At 70.5% G+C, this 20,407-nt stretch carries 23 protein-coding genes and 1 pseudogene; 11 read left to right on the top strand and 13 right to left on the bottom strand.

What is annotated here, in order from left to right; all coding sequences use genetic code 11:
* From AC1DXK_RS24435 to fliL, 4 genes are all read right to left on the bottom strand, one after another.
* A partial coding sequence (locus AC1DXK_RS24435) for a MotE family protein (RefSeq protein ID WP_477299361.1) occupies nt 1–853 on the bottom strand: 853 nt, incomplete at its 3' end.
* Nucleotides 850–1,350 (bottom strand): DUF6468 domain-containing protein, encoded by a 501-nt coding sequence (locus AC1DXK_RS24440; RefSeq protein ID WP_457106083.1) that lies wholly within the window; start codon nt 1,348–1,350, stop codon nt 850–852. The genes AC1DXK_RS24440 and AC1DXK_RS24435, both read right to left, overlap by 4 nt.
* Before the next feature lie 19 nt (nt 1,351–1,369).
* Complete coding sequence (fliM, locus tag AC1DXK_RS24445; RefSeq protein ID WP_457106084.1) at nt 1,370–2,584, bottom strand: flagellar motor switch protein FliM; 1,215 nt, start codon at nt 2,582–2,584, stop codon at nt 1,370–1,372.
* A 67-nt stretch (nt 2,585–2,651) separates the two neighbouring features.
* Nucleotides 2,652–3,221: a flagellar basal body-associated protein FliL gene (gene fliL, locus AC1DXK_RS24450; protein ID WP_457106085.1), complete on the bottom strand. Its 570-nt coding sequence runs from the start codon at nt 3,219–3,221 to the stop codon at nt 2,652–2,654.
* Between the two features lie 255 nt (nt 3,222–3,476).
* On the opposite strand from fliL, the gene flgF reads away from it, so the two are divergent.
* From flgF to flgH, 4 genes are read left to right on the top strand one after another with little or no spacing between them, the layout of a single operon-like run.
* Nucleotides 3,477–4,217, top strand: coding sequence for a flagellar basal-body rod protein FlgF (gene flgF / locus AC1DXK_RS24455; RefSeq protein ID WP_477299362.1), 741 nt, complete (start codon nt 3,477–3,479; stop codon nt 4,215–4,217).
* A gap of 13 nt (nt 4,218–4,230) precedes the next feature.
* Nucleotides 4,231–5,022, top strand: a complete 792-nt coding sequence (gene flgG / locus AC1DXK_RS24460) for a flagellar basal-body rod protein FlgG (RefSeq protein ID WP_457106087.1) — start codon at nt 4,231–4,233, stop codon at nt 5,020–5,022.
* 35 nt (nt 5,023–5,057) lie between these two features.
* Nucleotides 5,058–6,185, top strand: coding sequence for a flagellar basal body P-ring formation chaperone FlgA (gene flgA, locus AC1DXK_RS24465; protein WP_457106088.1), 1,128 nt, complete (start codon nt 5,058–5,060; stop codon nt 6,183–6,185).
* Between the two features lie 36 nt (nt 6,186–6,221).
* Nucleotides 6,222–6,971: a flagellar basal body L-ring protein FlgH gene (gene flgH / locus AC1DXK_RS24470; protein WP_457106089.1), complete on the top strand. Its 750-nt coding sequence runs from the start codon at nt 6,222–6,224 to the stop codon at nt 6,969–6,971.
* A 6-nt stretch (nt 6,972–6,977) separates the two neighbouring features.
* Here flgH and AC1DXK_RS24475 read toward each other — a convergent pair whose 3' ends face one another.
* The 4 genes and pseudogenes from AC1DXK_RS24475 to AC1DXK_RS24490 form a co-directional block, all read right to left on the bottom strand.
* The gene (locus tag AC1DXK_RS24475) at nt 6,978–8,276 is read right to left on the bottom strand and encodes a Gfo/Idh/MocA family protein (RefSeq protein WP_457106090.1); all 1,299 of its coding nucleotides are present in this window, start codon (nt 8,274–8,276) and stop codon (nt 6,978–6,980) included.
* Between the two features lie 521 nt (nt 8,277–8,797).
* Nucleotides 8,798–9,556 (bottom strand): phosphatase PAP2 family protein, encoded by a 759-nt coding sequence (locus tag AC1DXK_RS24480; protein WP_457106091.1) that lies wholly within the window; start codon nt 9,554–9,556, stop codon nt 8,798–8,800.
* A gap of 31 nt (nt 9,557–9,587) precedes the next feature.
* Entirely contained in the window at nt 9,588–10,106 is a 519-nt protein-coding gene (locus tag AC1DXK_RS24485; RefSeq protein WP_457106092.1) for a 2'-5' RNA ligase family protein, read from the bottom strand.
* A gap of 26 nt (nt 10,107–10,132) precedes the next feature.
* Nucleotides 10,133–10,402 (bottom strand): annotated as a pseudogene (locus AC1DXK_RS24490) (spore photoproduct lyase family protein); the annotation flags it as partial.
* Between the two features lie 127 nt (nt 10,403–10,529).
* Here AC1DXK_RS24490 and AC1DXK_RS24495 point away from each other — a divergent pair.
* On the top strand, nt 10,530–11,498 hold the full coding sequence (locus AC1DXK_RS24495; RefSeq protein ID WP_477299363.1) for an alginate O-acetyltransferase AlgX-related protein: 969 nt from the start codon (nt 10,530–10,532) through the stop codon (nt 11,496–11,498).
* Here the strand turns inward: AC1DXK_RS24495 and AC1DXK_RS24500 are convergent.
* Nucleotides 11,492–11,716 (bottom strand): hypothetical protein, encoded by a 225-nt coding sequence (locus AC1DXK_RS24500; RefSeq protein ID WP_457106094.1) that lies wholly within the window; start codon nt 11,714–11,716, stop codon nt 11,492–11,494. The two genes, AC1DXK_RS24495 and AC1DXK_RS24500, sit on opposite strands and share 7 nt — an antisense overlap.
* Before the next feature lie 260 nt (nt 11,717–11,976).
* Between AC1DXK_RS24500 and AC1DXK_RS24505 the strand changes: the two genes are divergently transcribed.
* From AC1DXK_RS24505 to AC1DXK_RS24530, 6 genes are all read left to right on the top strand, one after another.
* A complete protein-coding gene (locus tag AC1DXK_RS24505; protein WP_457106095.1) occupies nt 11,977–12,951 on the top strand; it encodes a glutathione S-transferase family protein in 975 nt (324 codons plus the stop codon).
* Between the two features lie 71 nt (nt 12,952–13,022).
* Entirely contained in the window at nt 13,023–13,490 is a 468-nt protein-coding gene (locus AC1DXK_RS24510; RefSeq protein WP_457106096.1) for a hypothetical protein, read from the top strand.
* A gap of 83 nt (nt 13,491–13,573) precedes the next feature.
* On the top strand, nt 13,574–14,488 hold the full coding sequence (gene trxA / locus AC1DXK_RS24515; RefSeq protein ID WP_457106097.1) for a thioredoxin: 915 nt from the start codon (nt 13,574–13,576) through the stop codon (nt 14,486–14,488).
* A gap of 49 nt (nt 14,489–14,537) precedes the next feature.
* Entirely contained in the window at nt 14,538–15,203 is a 666-nt protein-coding gene (locus AC1DXK_RS24520) for an LON peptidase substrate-binding domain-containing protein (protein WP_457106098.1), read from the top strand.
* Between the two features lie 13 nt (nt 15,204–15,216).
* Nucleotides 15,217–15,423, top strand: coding sequence for a Trm112 family protein (locus AC1DXK_RS24525; protein ID WP_457106099.1), 207 nt, complete (start codon nt 15,217–15,219; stop codon nt 15,421–15,423).
* 399 nt (nt 15,424–15,822) lie between these two features.
* Nucleotides 15,823–16,212 carry a hypothetical protein gene (locus AC1DXK_RS24530; RefSeq protein WP_457106100.1) on the top strand — a complete coding sequence of 130 codons (390 nt, stop codon included), beginning with the start codon at nt 15,823–15,825 and terminating at the stop codon, nt 16,210–16,212.
* 6 nt (nt 16,213–16,218) lie between these two features.
* Here the strand turns inward: AC1DXK_RS24530 and AC1DXK_RS24535 are convergent, their stop codons facing one another.
* The 4 genes from AC1DXK_RS24535 to AC1DXK_RS24550 all read right to left on the bottom strand — a co-directional run.
* On the bottom strand, nt 16,219–16,581 hold the full coding sequence (locus AC1DXK_RS24535; protein WP_457106101.1) for a SpoIIAA family protein: 363 nt from the start codon (nt 16,579–16,581) through the stop codon (nt 16,219–16,221).
* A 166-nt stretch (nt 16,582–16,747) separates the two neighbouring features.
* The gene (locus tag AC1DXK_RS24540; protein WP_477299364.1) at nt 16,748–18,937 is read right to left on the bottom strand and encodes a primosomal protein N'; all 2,190 of its coding nucleotides are present in this window, start codon (nt 18,935–18,937) and stop codon (nt 16,748–16,750) included.
* 65 nt (nt 18,938–19,002) lie between these two features.
* Nucleotides 19,003–20,169: an MFS transporter gene (locus tag AC1DXK_RS24545; protein WP_457106103.1), complete on the bottom strand. Its 1,167-nt coding sequence runs from the start codon at nt 20,167–20,169 to the stop codon at nt 19,003–19,005.
* A gap of 9 nt (nt 20,170–20,178) precedes the next feature.
* The coding region (locus AC1DXK_RS24550) for an integrase core domain-containing protein (protein ID WP_477299365.1) at nt 20,179–20,407 on the bottom strand (229 nt) is incomplete at its 5' end.

Below are 20,407 nucleotides of genomic sequence, written 5' to 3' on the forward strand. Positions count from 1 at the left end.
ACCCGGGATCGATCGCCGGAAGCTCGTTCGCGGGAAGCCCCGTGCCCGCCTGGGCCTGCACCCCGCCGGCGCCGCGGGCGCGGTTGGCGAGCGCTACCGTCAGCCGCTCGGCGGTCTCGGGCTGCATCACCGCCAGGACCTCGGACATCTTGCGGGGGTTCATGGCCAGCACGAGCGGCACCAGAACGTCGAGGCCGAGCCGGTCGAACACCCGGCCGGCGTCCTTGGGCTTCATCGCCTCGTACATCGTGACGATGTTCTTCAGCCCCTGCTTCTCGGCATCCTCCTTCACCTTCGCGACTGCGTCCACCTTGTCCTCGGCCTTCTTGAGATCGCCGAGACCGGTCTCGAGCTTGCGCTCGGCCTCGCCGAGCATCCTCTCGCGCAGCTCCAGCTCGTCGCTCTTCTGGCGCAGGGCGTCCCGCCGGGCGCCGAGCTTCTCCAGCAGCGCCCGCTCGGTGGGGGAGGCCGGACGCGCGGCATCCGGCGCGGCCGTGGCCTGCGACAGGGTCGGATCCGGCGCCTTCTCGGCTGCGGCCGCCGGCTCCTCCTTGGCGCCCACCGACCCGGTCGTCACCGGATCGAGGGGCTCGAAGCCGGTGCGCGCCCGGGCCACGGCCCGCCCGAACTCCGGCAGCGCGCCGCTCTCCGGCAGGCCGGCCTGCAACAGGCTGAGGAGCTTGAGCACGAGGAGGCCCCCCGCCGCGAGCGCCACGGCATCGACCAGGCGCAGGCGCATCGGCCGCACCGGCTTCAGGCGCGACCGGCGGAGGGCCGTTCCGGTGCGGCGCGGCTTCGGCCCGGGAACGGCCTTGGGCGCCGGTGGGACCTTCGGTGCCTTGACTCCGGTCACGCGGCGCGCGCCCGGACGCGGGCGAGGGCGCGCTCGCTCATGGCGAGAGCCGCGGCGGCCGCCATGCCGAGGCGCTCGCCGTTCGGGCCGGCGGGCTCGGGTCGACGCTCCGCCGGGATCTCCGGTGCAGGAGCCGGCTCCCGCACCGGCTCGGGACGGACCGGCACGGCGCGCATCTGCGTCACGATGGCGCCGATGCGGGTGATCACGCCCTCGCCGGCCTCGACCTGCAGCCGCAGCTCTGCGGCGCGGACGGTTGCGGATTCCAAGCTGGCGTTCAGGGTGCGGTCGCCCTCGTCGATCGCGGCGCGCAGGCCGGCGATGGCCCGCTCGGCGGTGCCGGTCGCCACCATCAGGTCCCCGATGGTCTGTCGGAGGGCGGCCTCGTCGCCCTTCATCTGGCCGATGCGGCGGGAGAGCCGGAGGGACGTGACGATGGTCGCCGCCAGGAGGACGGCGACCAGGATGTCGGCGGCGAGGGTGACGAAGAGACTCATGATGGGACCCTCATCGGCCCTAACTATCCGAGCGGTTGTTCATCGAGGCCTCGTAGGCCTGGATCGTCGTGCGCGAGCGGCGTAGGGGCCGTGTGACCTGGACGGCGATGTGCCCGTCGACACGGCCGATCCGCCCCTGGGTGAGCGCCCAGTCGCCGCAGCGCACCGTGATGAGATCCGACGGCTTGGCGTCGAACATCAGCGTCTCGCCGACCTTTAGGCTCATGACCTGCTTCAGCGGCAGCATCATCTCGTGCAGCACCGCGTCCATGGTCACGTCGGCCTGCCAGATCTCGGTGGCGAGATGGCCCTCCCAGATTTGGTCGCGGCCGAGCTTCTCGCCCATGAAACTCTGGGTCAGGAGTTCCCGGATCGGCTCGATCGTCGCGTAGGGGAACAGGATCTGCAGCATGCCGCCGCGCCCGTCGACGTCGAGGCGCAGGCTGATCAGGATGGCGGCGTTTCCCGGCCTGGTGATGGTGGCGAAGCGCGGGTTGGTCTCGATCCGGTCGATGCCGAAGGTCACGGGCGACAGCGGCTGGAACGACATCTCGAGATCGCCCAGCACGATCTCCACGAGGCGGCGTACCAGCGTCATCTCGATCGCCGTGAACGGGCGCCCGTCCAGCCGGCTCGACGACCCGCCGCGCTTGCCGCCGAGCAGCAGGTCGAAAGTCGCGTAGGCGAGGTTCGAGTCGACCGTGACGAGGCCCGAATTCTCCCATTGCTCGGCCCGGAACACGCCGAGCAGCGTCGGCAGCGGGATCGCGTTGAGATAGTCGCCGAACCGCACCGAGGTGATGTTGTCCAGCGTCACCTCGACGTTGTCCTGGAACAGGTTGCGCAGGGAAGTCGACAGCAACCGGAGCATCCGGTCGAAGACGATCTCCAGCATCGGCAGGCGTTCGTACTGGACGACGCCGGAATCGACGATGGCCTGAACGCCCCCGGCCCCTGAGGCCGAGAGCTCGCGCATGGAGAAGCCGAGGACGCCGTCGATCTCGTCCTGGTTGAGCACCCGGTCGTTGCCGGCGAGTTCGGGGAGGTTGTCGCTCTCCCCGTCCTCGATCATCGTCGCCCATTCGGCGGCGACGTCGCCGGCGTTGCGCGTCGTGCCCTGCTCGGCGAGCGCTGCGCCCCATTCCTCGGCCAGCGACGTGTCGCCGCCCTCGGCGCCCTGCTCCAGGAGGGCCGCCGACCAGTCGTCCTCGGGAAGTGCGTCCTCGGGTTCCATCAGGCGTGCTCGATCGGGGCCGGGCGCGGCGCGGTTTTCGAAGCGACGGACTTGCTCGCCGGCGCGATCATTGGACGATCACGTCCTTGAACAGCACCGCGTCGACCTTGGCGGGATACAGCGCGATGTTGACCCGCCGGAGCAGCTCCTCGCGCAGTCGGAACAGGCCCACCGAGCTGGTGATGTCGCTGGCGCGCAATTCGCGCATGTAGACCTGCAACGCGTCCTCGACCCGCGGCATCAGCGGCTTGACCTCTTCCTCGACCTTCGAATCCTTGAGTTCGAGGGCGATCCGCACCTTCGCGTACCGGGCCTTGTCCTGCGGCAGCTCCGGACTCAGGTTGAGGACCATCTCCCGCACGTCGACGAAGACCAGGGGCTTCTTGCCGTCCGGGCCGACGCCCTTGCCGTCGTCGCCGTGCCCCCCGCCATGCCCGCCGTGTCCGCCACCCTGCGCGGCTTCCTTAGCGTCGCCGTGGCCGCCGCCGTGCCCCATCATCAGGAACGCGCCGGCGCCGCCGCCCACGACCAGGACCGCGGCGGCCACCATGATCATGAGCTTCTTCTTGCCCTTCGGGGCGGCTTCGGCTCCGGCCTCGCCTTCCTCGGCGGAGGCCTTCTTGGGCTTCTTGGCCATGGAATAATGCTCTCTCGCGGGAGACCGCGTGCCAGGTACACCTGGATATCGGAGCAACACGGTTAACGTGCCGTTAAGCAGGCAATTCCTGCCGGGCCAGGTTTGCCGCGGCACAGGCCGGACCTCGCCGCCGGCCCGGGGCGATCGCGATCAAACCCCTGTCAGGACACGAGAATGTTCCGATCCTCGGTTTGGCACAGCGGATGCTGAATGGATCGTTGCCGCCACCGCGGCCCGCGAGTCCCAGAGTCCACGATGCAGAATGCCCTCTTCGTCGGCGTATCGAGCCAGATGGCGCTCCAGCGCGAGCTGGACGTGATCGCCAACAACATGGCGAACGTCTCGACCACCGGGTTCAAGGCTCGCAACACCCGCTTCCAGGAATACCTGATGCCGGTGGCGAGCGCGGATTCCTTCGCCCGCCCCGACCGGCGCCTCTCCTACGTCATCGACCAGGGCACGACCCTCGACCTCGGCCAGGGGCCGATCGAGCGGACCGGCAACCCGCTCAACGTGGCGATCAAGGGCGCGGCGTTCATCGCCGTCCAGTCGCCGCAGGGTGAGCGCTACACCCGCAACGGCGCCTTCGAGATCGACGCCCAGGGCGCGCTGGTCACCAGCGAAGGCTACAAGGTCGCGGGCGAGGGCGGTCCGATCACCATCAATCCCCAGGAGACCGGGCTCGCCATCGCGGCCGACGGCACCGTGTCGACCAATCTCGGCATCCGCGGGAAGATCAAGCTCGTCACCTTCGACAACCCGCAGCGGCTGACCAACGAGGGCGGCAACCTCTACGCCTCGCCGGAGCCCGCGCGTCCGGCCGGGATCGACGGGCGCCTGGAATCCGAGGCGCTGGAGCGCTCGAACGTCCGCCCGGTGATCGAGATGACCCGGCTGATGGACGTGAACCGCTCCTACGCCATGGTGTCGAGCCTGATCTCCCGCCTCGACGACCTGCGGGGCACGGCGATCCGCCGCCTCGCCGACGTCGCGTAAGGGGGGCTGAGCGATGCGCGCCCTTTACTCCGCCGCCACCGGCATGGCGGCCCAGGAACTCAACGTCCAGGTCATCTCGAACAACATCGCGAACCTGCGCACCACCGGTTACAAGCGGCAGCAGGTGCACTTCCAGGATCTGCTCTACCAGAACCTGCGCCGGGCCGGCGCCTCCACCTCGCAGCAGAACACCCAGCTCCCGGCCGGCCTCGCCCTGGGCTCGGGCGTGAAGACCACCTCGACGGCCCGCGTCATGTCGCAGGGCACGCTCTCCTCCACCGAGAAGGACTACGACGTCGCGATCCGCGGCGAGGGATTCTTCCGGGTGACGCTGCCGGACGGCCGCACCGCCTACTCGCGGGACGGCTCCTTCGACCTGTCGGCCTCGGGACAGCTCGTCACCCGCGACGGCTACCTGCTCGATCCGGCGATCACCGTCCCGCAGACCGCGACCGCGGTGACGATCAGCGCCACCGGGGCCGTGCAGGCGACCTTGCCGGGTCAGACCGCCCCGCAGGCGCTGGGGCAGTTCCAGCTCTCACGCTTCGTCAACAAGGTCGGCCTCGAGTCGATCGGCGACAACCTGTTCATCGAGACCGCGGCCTCCGGGCAGGCGCTCAGCGGCCTGCCGGGGGCGGAGGGCTTCGGCAACCTCCAGCAGAGCTACCTCGAGGAGGCCAACGTCAACGCCGTCACGGAGATCTCGTCCCTGATCGCCGCGCAGCGCGCCTACGAGATGAACTCGAAGGTCGTCACCGCGGCCGACCAGATGCTTTCCACAACCACGCAGATGTTCCGCAGCTAACCGCGCGACCCGCACCCGCTTCAAGGCCCCTGACCATGTATGCCGGCATGCATCCCGATCCCGAGACCCTCGATCTGCCCCGCATCGGCATGGCGGACGCGAGCGACGTCAGCCCGATCATCCGCCGCGTCCGCCCACGGGCTGCGCCCCTCGGCTCGGCCGTGGTCCTGCGCGCGGTCCTGGCCTTCCTGACCTTCGCGGTCCTCGGCGCCCTGGCGATCCCCGCGATGGCGCGGGCGGAGGGCCTGCGCCTGCGCGGCGACGTGACCGCCCGCGGCGACGTCCTGACGCTGGCCGACCTCGTCGAGGGGGCGCCGGAGACCCTGGCCGCACGGCCGCTGTTCCGCTCGCCCGCGCTGGGCGCCACCGGGACGATCCAGACCCGCCGGATCCTCGATGCGACCGCCGCCCTGGGACTCACCGGCGTGGAGACCGGTGGACGGCTGCAGATCGCCGTGCAGCGCGCAGCCCGCCGCCTCGGGCCGCCGGAGATCGAGGCGGCGCTCAAGCGCAGCCTCGAGACCGGGTACGGACTCGATCCCCGCAGCGTCGCGGTCCGCTTCGACGGGGATGGCCCGACCCTCCTCGCGCCGGTGGACCTCGAAGGACAGGCGGCCGCCCTGGACCTGACCTACGACCCGCGCTCCCGCCGTGTCGCCGGGCTCGTCAGCCTGGGCGAGCGGCAGGCCTCGCTGCGGGTCTCCGGAGTGGTCATCGAGTTGCGGGAGGTGGCGGTGCTCACACGGGCGCTCAACCGCGGCGAGCCGGTGAAGGAAGGCGACGTCGTCATGGAGCGGCGTCCCCGCGAGGCCGTCGCCCCCGACGCGCAGGGGAGCGCCACCGCGATCCTCGGCGAGGTCGCCCAGCAGACGCTCGCGGCCGGCACCGTGCTGCGGGTCTCCGACACGGCCAAGCCGGAACTTGTCGCGCGCGGCGAGAACGTGACCATCGTGTACGAGACGCCGAGCATCAGCCTGTCGATGCGCGGTCTCGCCAACGATGCCGGCCGCATGGGCGCCGTCGTGAACGTCGTCAACGTCGCCTCCAAGAAGATCCTCCAGGCCACCGTGATCGGTCCCGGCCGGGTCTCGGTGAGCCCGAACCCGGCGGCTCAACAGGCCGCCGGCACCGCCCCGGTCCAGGCGACCGCCTCCCTGCGCTGACCGCCCGCCTTGTACGCGTCGAAGAGTGATTGCCCGATGGCCAGCCGCCTCGTCCTGAACCCGCTCGCCGCCGTTCTGATCGCCGGGGCGCTCGGCGCCTGCAACACCGCAGACCGGCTCTCGCAGGTCGGCGCGACCCCAGCGCTGTCGGCGATCGAGGACCCGACCACGCAGCCCGGCTACAAGCCGGTGCGGATGCCGATGCCCGACGTGCAGCCGGTCTCCTACGCGCCGAATTCCCTCTGGCGCACGGGCTCCAGGGCCTTCTTCAAGGACCAGCGCGCCGCCCGGCTCGGCGATATCCTTACCGTGAAGGTCAACGTCACCGATCAGGCCAACATCAGCAACGAGACCAAGCGCTCCCGGGCCAACACCGAGAGCTTCGGCCTGCCGAATGCCCTGGGGCTCGAGAACAACGCGGTCGGCAAGTCCCTCGGCGTGGGCAGCACGGCCCTGCTCGCCGCCACGTCGGCGACCTCGAACGACGGCGCCGGCTCGGTCCAGCGGGCCGAAACCGTGACGACGAACGTCGCCGCTGTGGTCACGCAGGTGCTGCCGAACGGCAACCTGGTGGTCGAGGGCAAGCAGGAGATCCGCGTCAACTTCGAGGTGCGCGAGATGGTCGTCGCGGGCGTGGTCCGGCCCGAGGACATCGAATCCGACAACACGATCGATTCGACCAAGATCGCCCAGGCCCGGATCGCCTATGGCGGGCGCGGCCAGATCACCGACGTGCAGCAGCCGCGCTACGGCCAGCAGATCGTCGACATCCTCCTGCCGTTCTGAGCCGTTTCAGCCCGGCTCCTCCGGCTCCGGCCCACGAGTGACGTCGAGGCCGGAGCCGCTGCCCGGGGGCGGCCCGACCTTGACCGGCGCTCCGGTGCGGGCGGCCTCGTAGATCGCCTCCATCAGCACCTGGTCCTGCAGGCCCTCCTCGCCGGGGGTGCGGGGCCGCAGGTTCTCCTGGACGCACCGGGCGAAGTGGTCGAGTTCCAGCGCGAACTGATTTCTGGGGCTCAGGACCCTCTCGTCCCTCGTGGCGTTCTTGCCGTCGCGGCGGCCGATGGTCAGGCGCTGGCCCTGATAGGCGAAGGCGTTCTGGAGATCGATCGCGGCGGTCCCGGTATGCAGGGTCAGGCTCCGCGCCTCGTAGACCCCGTAGCTCGACAGGCACTGCGCGATCACCCCGGACGGGAACCGCAGGGTGAAGCTCACCGTCTCCTCGACCTCGCGGAACTTCGGGTCGTCCGGGGGCGCGTGGATCTGGGCCTGGATCAGATCCGGCTCCTCGCCGAGCACGGCGCGCGTCGTGTTCAGGCAGTAGAGCCCGATATCCGGCAGCGAGCCGCCCCCCGCCAGCGCCTTGCGCAGGCGCCACTGCTCCGGCAATCCGGTTGTCTGCCCGTTGAAGGCCTGGATCAGCCGAGGCCGGCCGAACTCGCCGGATCGGGCGAGCCTGATCACTGCGCGGTTGTGCGGCTCGTACTGGCAGCGATAGGCGATCATCAATTTGACGTCGGCCTTGGCGCAGGCCGCGATCATCTCGCGGCATTCGTCCGAGGAGACCGCCATCGGCTTCTCGCAGAGGACCTGCTTTCCGGAGGCTGCCGCCGCGACGACGTTGTCCCGGTGCACGCCGTTCGGCGTGACGATGTAGACAGCCTGGACGTTCGGGTTGGCCTTCAGCCGATCCCATTCGTCGTAGCCGTAGACCGCATCGTCGGGCAGACCGTACTGGCGGGCCACGAGCTTGGCCTTGTCGGGGGAGCCCGACATCACCGCCGCGAGCCGCGCGCGCTTGGCCTCGCCGAAGGCCGGAAGGATCTCGTCGAGACTGAGCCGCCCGAGACCGACGACGCAGTAGCCGACGCGCTGGCCCGGCGGCTGGGGGGCAGGGCTCGGAGCGGGCGGCCGGTCGCCGCGACCGCGCCAGTTCGGGAACATCACCCGCCCGCCCTGCACGGCGCCGGTATCGGCCGGGACCGATGCCGACGGCGGGGCCGCCTGAGCGCCGCCGCCCATGGCGGCTCCGGCGAGGGCACCTCCGGCCGCAAGGACGGTGCGTCGTGAGAGCCGAGTGTCGTCCGCCATGTGCCTCGCCGTATCGCCAGATCGAAACGACGACGCCGGGGCGCCGCCGCGTGGACAGGAAGCCGCCGCGGGCGGAACCGTATCCTCGGTGAACGCGGCCCGGCTCCAGGCTGTTTCCGTCGCGGAGCGCGGCGCGCCGACGCGCCACCTCTGCCGGGCCGCCGGCGAGGCGCGTCTGCACGAAACCGAGCCCGACCGTTCCGGCCGATCGCCAGGCCACGAAGGTTGGTCGTGCCCCATCACGGCAGGGAGCGATCAGTTCGAAGGCAATCCGGCAGGGTGACCCCGACGGGCACGCGGATCCTCGCCCCGCCCAGGCTTCGATCCCGGGCGACCCAGGCGATCTTCGGGAGGAAGGCGGCGACGCTCGGCCGGCCTGCGCGGCCGACACGGCGGCGAGCGGTGCGACGGCGGTCGGTCACGATCCCCGATCCCGGTTCGTTGCGCGGGCGGGACAAGTCCCATCCCGCCCGGGAATGCCCGCTCCGTCCACCCCGACCCTCTGGATACGCTAACGGCGGTCAGGCCGGCGGCGGCGGATCGGGGGCCTCGACCTCGCCACGGCGCTGCAATTGGAGGGCGATGAACCAGCACAGGGAGGCCCAGGCCGCACCGATGCACCAGCCGGCCAGCACGTCGCTCGGCCAATGCACGCCGAGATAGACCCGGCTGAGGCCGACCAGCAGCGTCACGCTCACGCCGAGCGCCAGGACCAGGGCCTTGGCGCGCCGGTTGCGCTCGACGCGGGCGATCAGGGTCGCCAGCGTCAGGTAGGCGATCGCCGACATGGTGGCGTGGCCGCTCGGGAAGCTCGCCGTGAACACCTCCATGCCGTGGGGCACGAGGTCCGGCCGCGGCCTCTGGTAGAAGACCTTCAGGACGGTCGAGACCAGTTCGCCGCTGCCCACGGCGGCGAGGACGTAGAGGCCAATCCGCCGACGCCCGGACACGCCGAGATAGGCCGCCACCGCGCAAGTCAGGAACAGCACCGTGAAGACGCTGCCGAGTCCCGTGATGTCGCGCATCGTTTCCTCGAGCCAGGGCGGCCCGATCGGGTCGGCGAGGTCGGCCGGGTTGCGCAGGGCGAGCAGGATCTTGCGGTCGAGCGCCGCCGTGGAACCCTCGCCGACTTCGTGGGCGAGGAAGAAGAACCCGTAACCCAGGATGCTCAGGCCGAGCAGGGCGACGAGGGGACCGACCTCGTTCAGGCGCAGGCGCAGCCACACCGCCAGGGCGGGCTCGATCAGCCGGTTCTGTCGCAGGTTGGCCGGCGCCCTCATCGGGCGGTCTCCGGGAAGGAGGCGGAAGCCATCACGCGTTGTCTCCGAAGGGCAGGCGGGCGACCGCGTCCCATGGGCCGCCCCGATAGCGCCAGAGGAGCGTGGCCGGCGCGGCGAACCGGAACGGCGCGAACCCCGCCGACAGGTCGGCGTGGAGCGCCCTGGCCCGATCCGGTGCCACCTTGTTCTGCACCGTGACGTGCGGGCGCCAGCCCTGACGGTCCTGGGCGGTGAGATAAGGGGCGAAATCCTGCGCGAGGCGGTCACGGAAGCGCGTCAGCGCCTCGGATTCGAGGACGTAGGCGACACCGCGGCCGGTGAAGCGCAGGCCGGTCACCGCGACTTCCGGCGGCGGCACGGTTCGGGCGAGGGCGGTAATGGCCTCGATCACGCCCTGCTCCCGGTCGCCCGGCAGATGGTGAAACAGCGTCGCGTGGGCCGGAATGTGGTTGAGGGCGTCGGGAAAGTACCGGCGCCGCTCGCCATCGAACCGCGCGAAGGCGGGCACGTCGAAGGCAAGCGTCAGGATCAGGGGGTCCGCGTCCATCATGCGGGCCAGATGGCGCCCGCGGAGGCTCAGGTCCAGTGCAGAACCCGCGCCGTAGGCAGATCGCGGGCAAGGCATGCGGTGCAGTGGCTCCGCATCGCCTGCGTCAGGGGCTTCGGGAAGACGTGCTTCACGGAGCCGAACTTCGTCCGTTTCTCCACCCGATCCGCCTCGTCGAGGGGCAGGTCCGAACCGGGGCACCAGCGACGCAGGACTGCCGTCGAGCCGGGGGTGAACCGGTGGGTGATGAGTTCCGCGGTGAGGTCGAGGTCCGGCACGCCGGCAAGGGCGTCGGCGGCGATCAGCTCCGGGTGATCGCGGCGTTCAGTAGCCGGAGGGAGGGGGGACGGCATGGCAGACGGACGCAGGGCCGGCACATCGAGGTCCGGCCTAGTCGCCCGATCCCGCTGCGGCTAAAGCACCGGCATGTCAGCAGGCAAGGAGAGCGTACATGTCGGCCGCGATGGCTGGTTATTCCTCACCGGAGGAACCAACCGGGTCATGGACCGGTACCGCGGCGGCCTGCGGCACTGGCTGCTGCTGCGCGGCTGGGCGCGGCTGATCCAGGCGCGCGCGCGGAGAGCCGAGGGCCTCGGCATCCGCTGCCTCCACGTGATCGTGCCGGAGAAACTGTCGGTCTACGACGACAAGACCGACGGGCTGCGCTACGCGCCCGGCAAAGCCTCGACCCGCCGCCTCGCCCGCCGCCTCGCGCGACACCCGGCCTATCTCGATCTCCTCGCCCCCCTCCGCGCCGCCCGCGACGGCCCAGTGCCGCTCTACCTGCGCACCGACACCCATTGGACGATGCAGGGCTGCCTGCTGGCCTATCGCGCGATCATGCGGGCGCTCGGGGCGATTCCGCCGGTCGACATCGGCACGCGCCCCGGAATGGTCTCGGATCAGCTCATGGACCTCGGGGAGAAGCTGCCCGACCGGCCCCGGGAACGCGTCGAGCGCTTCATGCTGCAGCGCGACGCGATGCGGGTGGAAACCGGGCCGCTCCTGGCCGCCTACGAGGCTCAGGGGCGTGACCGGGAGGTGCATGTCGGCGCGCACGTCGTCTACCGGAACCCGTCACCGACCGCCGATCCGCGCAGGCTCGTCCTGTTCGGCGATTCCTGCGCACATTTCGACCCGTTCCTGCTGACCGGGCTGCTGGCCGAGAGCTTCCGCGAGGTCCATTTCGTCTGGTCGTCGAGCCTCGACTGGAGCTACATCGAGCGCGTGCGTCCCGACATCCTGCTGTTCGAGCTGGCCGAGCGCTTCCTGCCCAAGCTCCCGTCCGACGATTTCGACGTGGCAGTCTCCGGCCAGCGTGGCACGGGCGGCCGGCTCGCACAGATCAGGGCAGCGGGACTGCCGGGAGCCCCAGCGGCCGCGGCACCTCAGTAGATGGCCGGATCCAGGCGTGCGAAGTCGGTGATGCTGGCCGCCTGATATTTGGTAAAGGATTCCGGCGCGCAGGCGACCCCGATCATCAGGACGAGGAGCGTCGCGAGGCACGCGAGCGTCGCCGTGACCACGTCGGCATGGCGCCGCAGGGCATGGATCACCAAGCACCCGAACGTGAACAGGGCCGCCTCGGCGACGGGCACCAGCGCGAACGACATCACTTCACCTCCATCGATCTCCCGCCGGATCGTTTCGCTGCGGCACGCGCCCGGCGACCGGCGGGTACCCGAGAGATGGCGGATTTTGTTGCACCGCAACAGAAGCGTGGGCGCAAGCCTGCCTTGCGCGACGGTCGCGGGCTCACGGGAACCAGCGGCTTTGCGCCGCGAACGGAAACGGTCGAGCGCCCGCCTGCCGTCTTCCCAGACGCGATGCCCGACCCATGTCGTTCGCTTGGCCGGCGGAAGAGGATACGACGATGGGCCTCCTCGTGGATGGGATCTGGCGCGACCAGTGGTACGACACCGCCGCGACGGGCGGTCGCTTCGAGCGCAAGGCGTCGGCCTTCCGCAGTTGGGTGACCGCCGACGGGTCGGCGGGCGCCTCCGGCGACGGCGGCTTTCGTGCCGAGGCGGGGCGTTACCACCTGTACGTGTCATTGGCCTGTCCCTGGGCGCACCGCACCCTGATCGGGCGTACCCTGAAGGGCCTGGAGGACGCGATCAGCGTGTCCGTGGTCGATCCGCATATGGGCGCGGAGGGATGGGTGTTCGGGGACACGCCGGGGGCGACGCCGGATCCGATCCACGGCGCCCGGCGCCTCTACGAGATCTACCTGGCGGCGGATCCGTCCTACACCGGCCGCGTCACCGTGCCGGTGCTCTGGGACCGGCAGCGGGCCACCATCGTGTCGAACGAATCCGCCGAGATCCTGCGGATGCTGAACGACGCCTTCGGGGGCGCGGGGCCGGACCTCTATCCCGCGGACCTGCGCGCCGAGATCGACGCAGTGAATGCCCGGGTCTACGACCGGGTGAACAACGGGGTCTACAAGGCGGGCTTCGCCACAACGCAGAACGCCTACGCCCAAGCCTTCACCGCGCTGTTCGCGGAACTCGACGCGCTTGAGGAGCGCCTCGACCGGGGCCGCTATCTCTGCGGCGACCGCCTGACCGAGGCGGATGTCCGGCTGTTCACCACCCTGGTCCGGTTCGATGCGGTCTATGTCGGCCACTTCAAGTGCAACCGGCATCGGATCGCCGACTACCCGAACCTGTCGAACTACCTGCGCGACATCTACGCGCTGCCCGGCGTCGCATCGACCGTCGACGTCATGCACATCAAGCGGCACTATTACGAGAGCCATCCGACCATCAATCCGACGGGGATCGTGCCGCTCGGGCCGGATCTGGACTTCGCCGCGCCCAACGATCGCGCCCTGCGATTCGGCTGAAGGCTTCCGCCCCTCGACGGCAGGCGGGAAGCGCCTAGTTCGGCTCTCAACCGGAGGATGACCGACACGCCATGATGAACAGCCTGCGCCTCGCGATGCTCTGCGCCCTCGTCAGTCTGCCGTCGGCATCCCTTGCCCAGGCGGCCCTCCGGCTGGAGGGCACCTGCGAGAAGCTTGTCATCGGCACGCAGGATCTCAGCGGCTCGTGCAGCACCGTGCTGACCAACGCGGTGAGCCGCAACCGCACCAGTTTCGACTTCACCACCTCCGACGGGCGCACGCTCAGCTTCAGCGGCAACGGCGCCCAGCAGGAAGCCACCGAGGAGACCGATCCCCTGCAGCCGATCAACGCCGTCACCACCGGGACGGACGGCGCCCCGATCCTGGCCATCGGCGCCTGCCGCTTCTCCACGCCGGAACCGGGGCGGACCGCCATCACCTGTGAGGCCAATGCGGCCGATGGCCGTGCCTTCGCCGGCACGTTCGTGACGGCCGCCAAGGCGGCAACCGGTGCGCCGCCTGCATCGGCACCCCGCTGAGGCATCCTGGGCCTTGGACTGGTCAGATCATACCGGAAGCCCCATTTAGGGAACTCCACGAAAAAGGTTCCGAAGCCAGACCGATGCTCAACGATACCCTCGCCGGGGGCGGTGCCCCGGCCGGCGATACCGGCACCCTCATCAAGGACACGACCACCGCGAGCTTCCGTCAGGATGTCATCGCCGAGTCGATGAACCGGCCGGTGCTGGTCGATTTCTGGGCGCCCTGGTGCGGGCCGTGCAAGCAGCTCACGCCGGTGCTTGAGAAGACCGTCCGGGAAGCCGCGGGAGCGGTCGCCCTGGTCAAGATGAACATCGATGAGCACCCGTCGATCGCGGGCCAGCTCGGCATCCAGTCGATCCCGGCGGTCATCGTCTTCCAGAAGGGCCAGCCGGTCGACGGGTTCATGGGCGCGGTCCCCGAGAGCCAGATCAAGGAGCTGATCGGGCGCGTGGCCGGCCCCCAGGAGGATCCCATCGAAGCGGCCCTCGCCGACGCCGCGGCCCTGATCGAGGAGGGCGACCTCGCGGGCGCCTCCGAGATCTACGCGGCGGTGCTGGAGCAGCAGCCCGACAACGTCACGGCCCTGGCCGGTCTCGCCAAGATGCAGCTCGATGCCGGCGAGATCGAGAACGCCAAACGCGTGCTCGCCATGGTTCCGGAGGCGAAGGCAGGTGATCCGGCGCTCACCGGCATCCGCGCCGCCCTCGATCTGGCTGAGCAGGCCGCCTCGCTCGGCGATCTCGCCGGCCTGCAACGGGAGGTCGAGGCCAGTCCGGATGCCCATCAGGCCCGGTTCGATCTCGCGCTGGCGCTCGCGGCCCGGGGTGAGCGCGGTCAGGCTGTCGATCATCTGATCGAGCTGCGCAAGCGCGACAAGGACTGGAATGAGGACGGCGCGCGCAAGCAACTGCTGCAGTTCTTCGACGCCTGGGGCGTGATGGATCCCGACACGATCCGCGGCCGGCGCAAGCTCTCGGCGCTTCTGTTCTCGTGAGGTGCCGGCTCGCGCGCCGGCCCACCCTTCGGCCCCTCTGGGAGGCGCCATGAGCACCCATGCGAGCTACAAGGGTCCGGCGGATTGCCCCGCCGTGATCCCCGTCTTCCCCCTGTCGGGCGCGCTGCTCCTCCCGCGGGGGCAGATGCCGCTGAACATCTTCGAACCGCGCTATCTCGCCATGGTCGACGATGCCATGCGCACCGACAGGATCATTGGGATGATCCAGCCCGACCCCGAGGGATCGATGGCGGCCAATCCGAAACTTTACCGGGTCGGCTGCGCCGGCCGGGTGACCCAGTACGCAGAGACCGGCGATGGCCGATACCTGATCTCGCTGACCGGCATCACCCGCTTCCGCGTCGAAAGCGAACTGGCCTCGATCGGGCCGTACCGCCGTTGCCACGTCTCCTACGACGACTTCGCGGTGGACTTCGAACCGCGAGCGGGCGAGGAGCTTGTCGACCGCGCGGGGGTGCTCAAGGCGCTGCGCGATTTCGTGGAGTCGAACGACCTCAAGGTGGATTGGGCCGGGATCGACGAGGCGCCTGACGAGGCGCTTGTCAACGCCCTTTGCATGATGAGCCCGTTCGGCGTGCGCGAGAAGCAGGCGATGCTCGAGGCCCCCGACCTGAAGACCCGGGCCGAGATCCTGATCGCGGTCACGCAGATGGAACTGGTTCGGGGCTCCGGTCCCGAGTCGACGATGCAATAGGGCTGCACGCACGATGACCAACGACCTCACCGCCCCTATCGAGGCGACCCGCGTCGATCCGAAGCTTCTGGAGATTCTGGTCTGCCCGCTGACCAAGGGCACGCTGGAATATGATTCGGCCCGCCAGGAGCTGATCAGTCGCTCGGCCAAGCTCGCCTACCCGATCCGCGACGGCATCCCGATCATGCTGCCGGAGGAGGCCCGTCCGCTGACGGATTGAGCCGACGACCGGACCGTCCTCGCCGAGCGATCGAACAGGCCTCGCATCATCCCGGGGCCGCGCGGCGGAGCCCCTGATCCGCGGCCACCATCGGGCGATGTTCTGGGCACGAGGAAGGTCGGTCCCGCCGTGTCTGCGCACCAAACCCAGCCGGATGCGGCACCACCCGGAATGCTCCACAAGCAATCCGGATCCGAACATCGGCATACAGCCAAGCATTCGGTCGATGTAGCGTAGCGGCTGCGGTTCAGACCGGGTGCGACGCCTGATCTCACTTAAATTGCCGATCGGCCATACTCTCGCCGTCTCTGTCGTTCAGCCTAGCGTCATGGTGCATCGACGAGATTGACCGGGCACGCCGCACGACGCGGCGTCCGCAATGCCGAGAGTTTACCCCGCATGACCAAGCTGACCGCGGCCGCGGCCCTCGCCGCCGGCCTTCTCCTTCCGCTGTGCACGACCGCCAACGCGGAGCCGACCACGCATAACGGACGGTGGTCGGTGGAACTGGTCACGGAGACCGGTCTGTGCAGCGCCCGCTATACCTACGCGCTCGCCATCCGGGAGGGAGAGGTGCAGCTGATCTCCGGCTCCGCCGGAGCCCGGGTGAACGGGCATGTCGGCGCCGACGGAAGCGTCGGTCTCACCGTGAGCAACGGGACGGCGAGCGGCACCGGAACGGGACGGCTCCGGGCCGGAAGCGGCGCGGGCACCTGGAAGGTCTCGTCCCTGTGCTCCGGCCACTGGACCGCGCGGCGCAGCGATACCCGCACCGCACAGGCCGATTGAGCTCTCTCAGGCGGCCGCTGCGAGCCAGCTGCGCGCCTCGTCGAGACGGGCGCGCTCGAACACTTTGATCTGCGTCGGCGACACGAAGTTGAAGGTCTCGGCCAGCGCCTTGAGCCAGGGCGCGTCCGTCACCAGGGCGACATGGCTGACGCTCTTCATCATCGAGATGCCGAAGCGCGGATCCTTGAAGAAGGCGGCGGGCTCCATGCCCTCGAACGCGCGAATGTCCTCGAGCAGCTTGATCTTGCCGCCCTTGTCGAGGTCGGCCTTCATGGCGGTCATCGCCGCATTCATCTCCTCGTCGGTGATCTTCCCGTCGACCACGATCTCAGCCACGTTCGAATCCGACGTCTTGGTATAGGTCAGCACTGATCGCTCCTCCGGGAATCGCGAGCGTCCCGTCGCCGGGTTCCGGCCAGGGTCCGCCGCCCGTGGCCCGAGCCATACCCGATCGCGGCGCGCTCGGGTATGGCTCTGGACCCATGCTCTGGCGTGCTTCCGGACGTCTACGTCGCCAGGAAGCGCGCGAAGTGTCCTACAGAAAGCTTTGCGGGTCGACATCGACGGCGACCCGGACGTTGCCCCTGATCTTCGGGCCGCGGGCCAGCCAAGCCCGCAGATAGGCCTGGAGGTCGACGTTGCGCTCGGTCTTCACCAGCAGCCGKAATCGGTAGCGGCCGCGCACCAGCGCGAGGGGCGCTTCGGCGGGTCCCAGGACCATCACGCCCTCGGGCGGGTCGGCGGCACGGGCCAGCGCCTGCCCGTGCGCCTCCGCGACTTCCCGCTCGCTCGCCGAGACGATCAGCGCGGCGAGCCGGCCGAACGGCGGCAGGCCGGCGGCTTCGCGGGCCTGAATCTCCTCGGCGTAGAACCGCTCCGCATCTCCCGAGAGCAGGGCGGCGATCACCGGATGATCCGGCTGGTAGGTCTGGACGAGAGCCCGGCCGGGCTTCTCGCCGCGCCCGGCGCGACCGGTCACCTGCTGCAGCAACTGGAAGGTCCGCTCGGCCGCTCGTGGATCGCCCGAGGTCAGCCCGATATCGGCATCGAGGACGCCGACCAGGGTCAGGAACGGGAAGTTATGGCCCTTGGCCACGAGTTGCGTGCCGATCACAACATCGCACGCGCCCGCCGCGACCGCGTCCAACTCCTGCCGAAGGCGCTCGGCGCCACCGGGGAAGTCGCTCGACAGGACGACGATGCGCCGGTCCGGGAACAGCGCGGCGGCCTCCTCGGCGATCCGCTCGACTCCGGGTCCGCAGGCGGTGAGGTTGTCGAAGGTGCCGCACTCGGTACAGGCGTCCGGCCGGCGCTCGGCGTAGCCGCACTGGTGGCAGACCAGCGCCCGGCGGAACCGGTGCTCCACGAGCCAGGTCGAGCAGTTCCGGCACTGGTAGCGGTGGCCGCAGGCGCGGCAGAGGGTCAGCGGCGCGTAGCCCCGGCGGTTGAGGAACAGCAGCGCCTGCTCGCCGCGCTCCAGGGTGTGCTTCACGGCGTTGACCAGCGGCGGGCTGAGGAAGCGGCCGCGCTCGGGCTGGTCGCGACGCATGTCGATGGCCGCGATGTCGGGCAGGCTGCGGCCGCCGAAGCGCTCCGGCAGAAGGATGTGCCGGTAGCGGCCCCGGGCGGCGTTCACCCGGGTCTCGATGGCCGGGGTCGCCGAGGTCAGCACCACCGGACAGCCTTCCAGCCGTCCGCGCACCACCGCCATGTCCCGGGCGTGATAATGGACGCCGTCCTCCTGCTTGTAGGCGGTCTCGTGCTCCTCATCGACCACGATCAGGCCCAGGCGGGCGAAGGGCAGGAACAGCGCCGAGCGCGCGCCCACGACCACGAGGGCCTCGCCCTCGGCCACGGCCGCGCGCAGGCGCTCGCGCCGCTTGCCGCCGATCCCGGAATGCCACGCTGCCGGCCGCACCCCGAACCGGGCGGCGAACCGGTCGAGGAACTGGGCCGTCAGGGCGATCTCGGGCATCAGGATCAGGGCCTGTCGGCCCGCCCGGACGCAGGCCGCCACGGCCTCGAAATAGACCTCGGTCTTGCCCGAGCCGGTCACGCCCTCGAGGAGGACCGGCCTGAGATCGACGGCGACCGCAGGCTGCGGGCGGTCCCATGGGAACGGCGCGACGAGGGCGGCCACCGCCTCGGCCTGCGCGGGGGAGAGCGGTGCCCGCGGACAATCGGGATCGGGCCGGGGCGCGACTGGCTCCGGTTCCACCGCCACCGTCTCCAGGGCGCCGTCATCGATGAGACCGTCGACCACCGACAGCGAGACCCCCGCCTCCTTGGCGAGGGCGCTCTTGCCCCGCAACGCCCCGTCGGCGGCGACCGCCAGCACCTTGGTGCGGGCCGGCGTGGGCCGGGCCGGGGGCTTGTCGGTGATGCGTACGGCCACCCGGACGGCCTCGACGGCCGCGGCCTCGTCGGGCAGGCGCAGCACCATGGCGAGCGCCGAGCCCTTCGGCGCCAACGTGTAGCGGGCGATCCAGTCGACGAGGCTGCGCAGGGGCTCCGACAGGGGCGGGTAGGGGAGGCGCCTGGTCACCGGCCGCAGGTTCGAGCCGCCGACGGTCTCGGTGACCCCCCAGACGACACCGACGATCTCGCGCGGCCCGAGCGGCACCTGGACCACGTCGCCCGGGGCGAGGTCGAACCCGGCCGGCGCCACGTAACTGTAGGGCGTATCGAGGGCCAGCGGGATCAGGATCTCGGCGACGACGGGCATGCAGGGCTTTTCGGGCGGGTCCGTTCCGGGTCCGTACCACAGGCCCGGGAAAAGAACCCGCCGCTTCAGCGCCGCCGCAGCCCCGGCACCAGCGGCAGGGCGGCGAGGCTCAGCGCCGCCATGGCCCAGAAGGCCGATGCCCCGAAGGATCCGTAGAGTGCTCCCGAGGCCAGGGTCGCGAGCACGCCGGAGAGGCCGAGGCCGAGGGTGCCGTAGAGCGCCAGCGCGGTCGCCCGGAGATCGGCGGGCGCGGATTCCTCGATGAGCCCCAGGCAGGCGAGGTGCAGGAGCGCGAAGCTCAGCCCATGGAGCGCCTCCGCGGCAGCGAGCCAGGGAATCGCGGTCGTGGATCCCAGAACCGCCCAGCGCAGGGCACCCGCACAGGCCGCCACCGAGACGCCGCCCGGCGCACCGATCCGCGCCAGGACGGGCCGTCCGACCACCAGGAAGACCAGCACCTCGGCGGCCACCGATACCGACCAGAGCAGGCCGGCGGTGCCGGCCCCGATCCCGGCGGAGCGCCACAGGATCATGGCGAAGCCGTCGTGCATCGCATGAGCGCCGATCACCAGGGCGGCGGCCAGCACCGTCCGGCGGAAGCGCGGCAGCGCGATCAGGGCCGGGAAGCCGCGCCACAGCGATCCGGCCCGGATCGCACCGGCCGGGTTCGCGGGCAGCGCCAGGGCCGCCGCACCGGCGGTGAGGAACAGCGTGCCGCTCGCGATCAGCGCGGCGGCGAGCCCGAAGATCCCGACCAGCCAGCCCGCGGCGGCCGTGCCGGCGATGAAGGCAGCCGAGCCGGCGCCGCGGACCCACCCGTACTGGAAGGCGGCCCCATCCCGGGCGGCGGTCAGGGCCAACGCGTCGGCGAGCGGTGCTGGGGCCGCGGTGCCGGCCGCGTACAGGAGCGCCGGCCCGATCAGTTGCGCCATGCCGGCACCGGGCAGATGCGCCAGGGCGGCGACACCCGCCAGCCCGAGGCTCGCAGCCAGGACGGAACGGCCGGCCTGCCGGTTGTCGGCGTAGGCTCCGGCCAGGGGGCCGACCACGAGGCGCAGGGCACCGGCTGCGGCGAGCAGGACGCCGATCTCGCCCGGCGTCAGGCCCCGCGCGGCCAGGAAACCCGGCAGGATCGGCGACAGACCGCCATAGGCGCCATAGAGGGCGGCATACAGGATCAGGAACCGGGCGAGCCCGCTTGTCCGATGGCCGCTGCCTGCCCACACCCGCATCAGCGGAGCCTAGCTGTTCAGTCCCGAGGTGAGATGGGTTGGGTCGTATCTGAACCGGCCTGGGTCGTCTGCCCAGGCTCGGCAGGTCGCTTCGTATGGCGTGAGGCCGCGTAGGGTCTTGAGCCGCCGGGCGAAGTTGTAGGCATCCAGGAAAGCGGCGAGGTGTTCCCGCAGTTGGTCGTGGCTGTCGTAGTGGTAGCGCTTGACGGTCGCGTCCTTGAGGGTCCGGTTCATGCGC

It is taken from the genome of Methylobacterium sp. P3_A11, assembly GCF_056403155.1.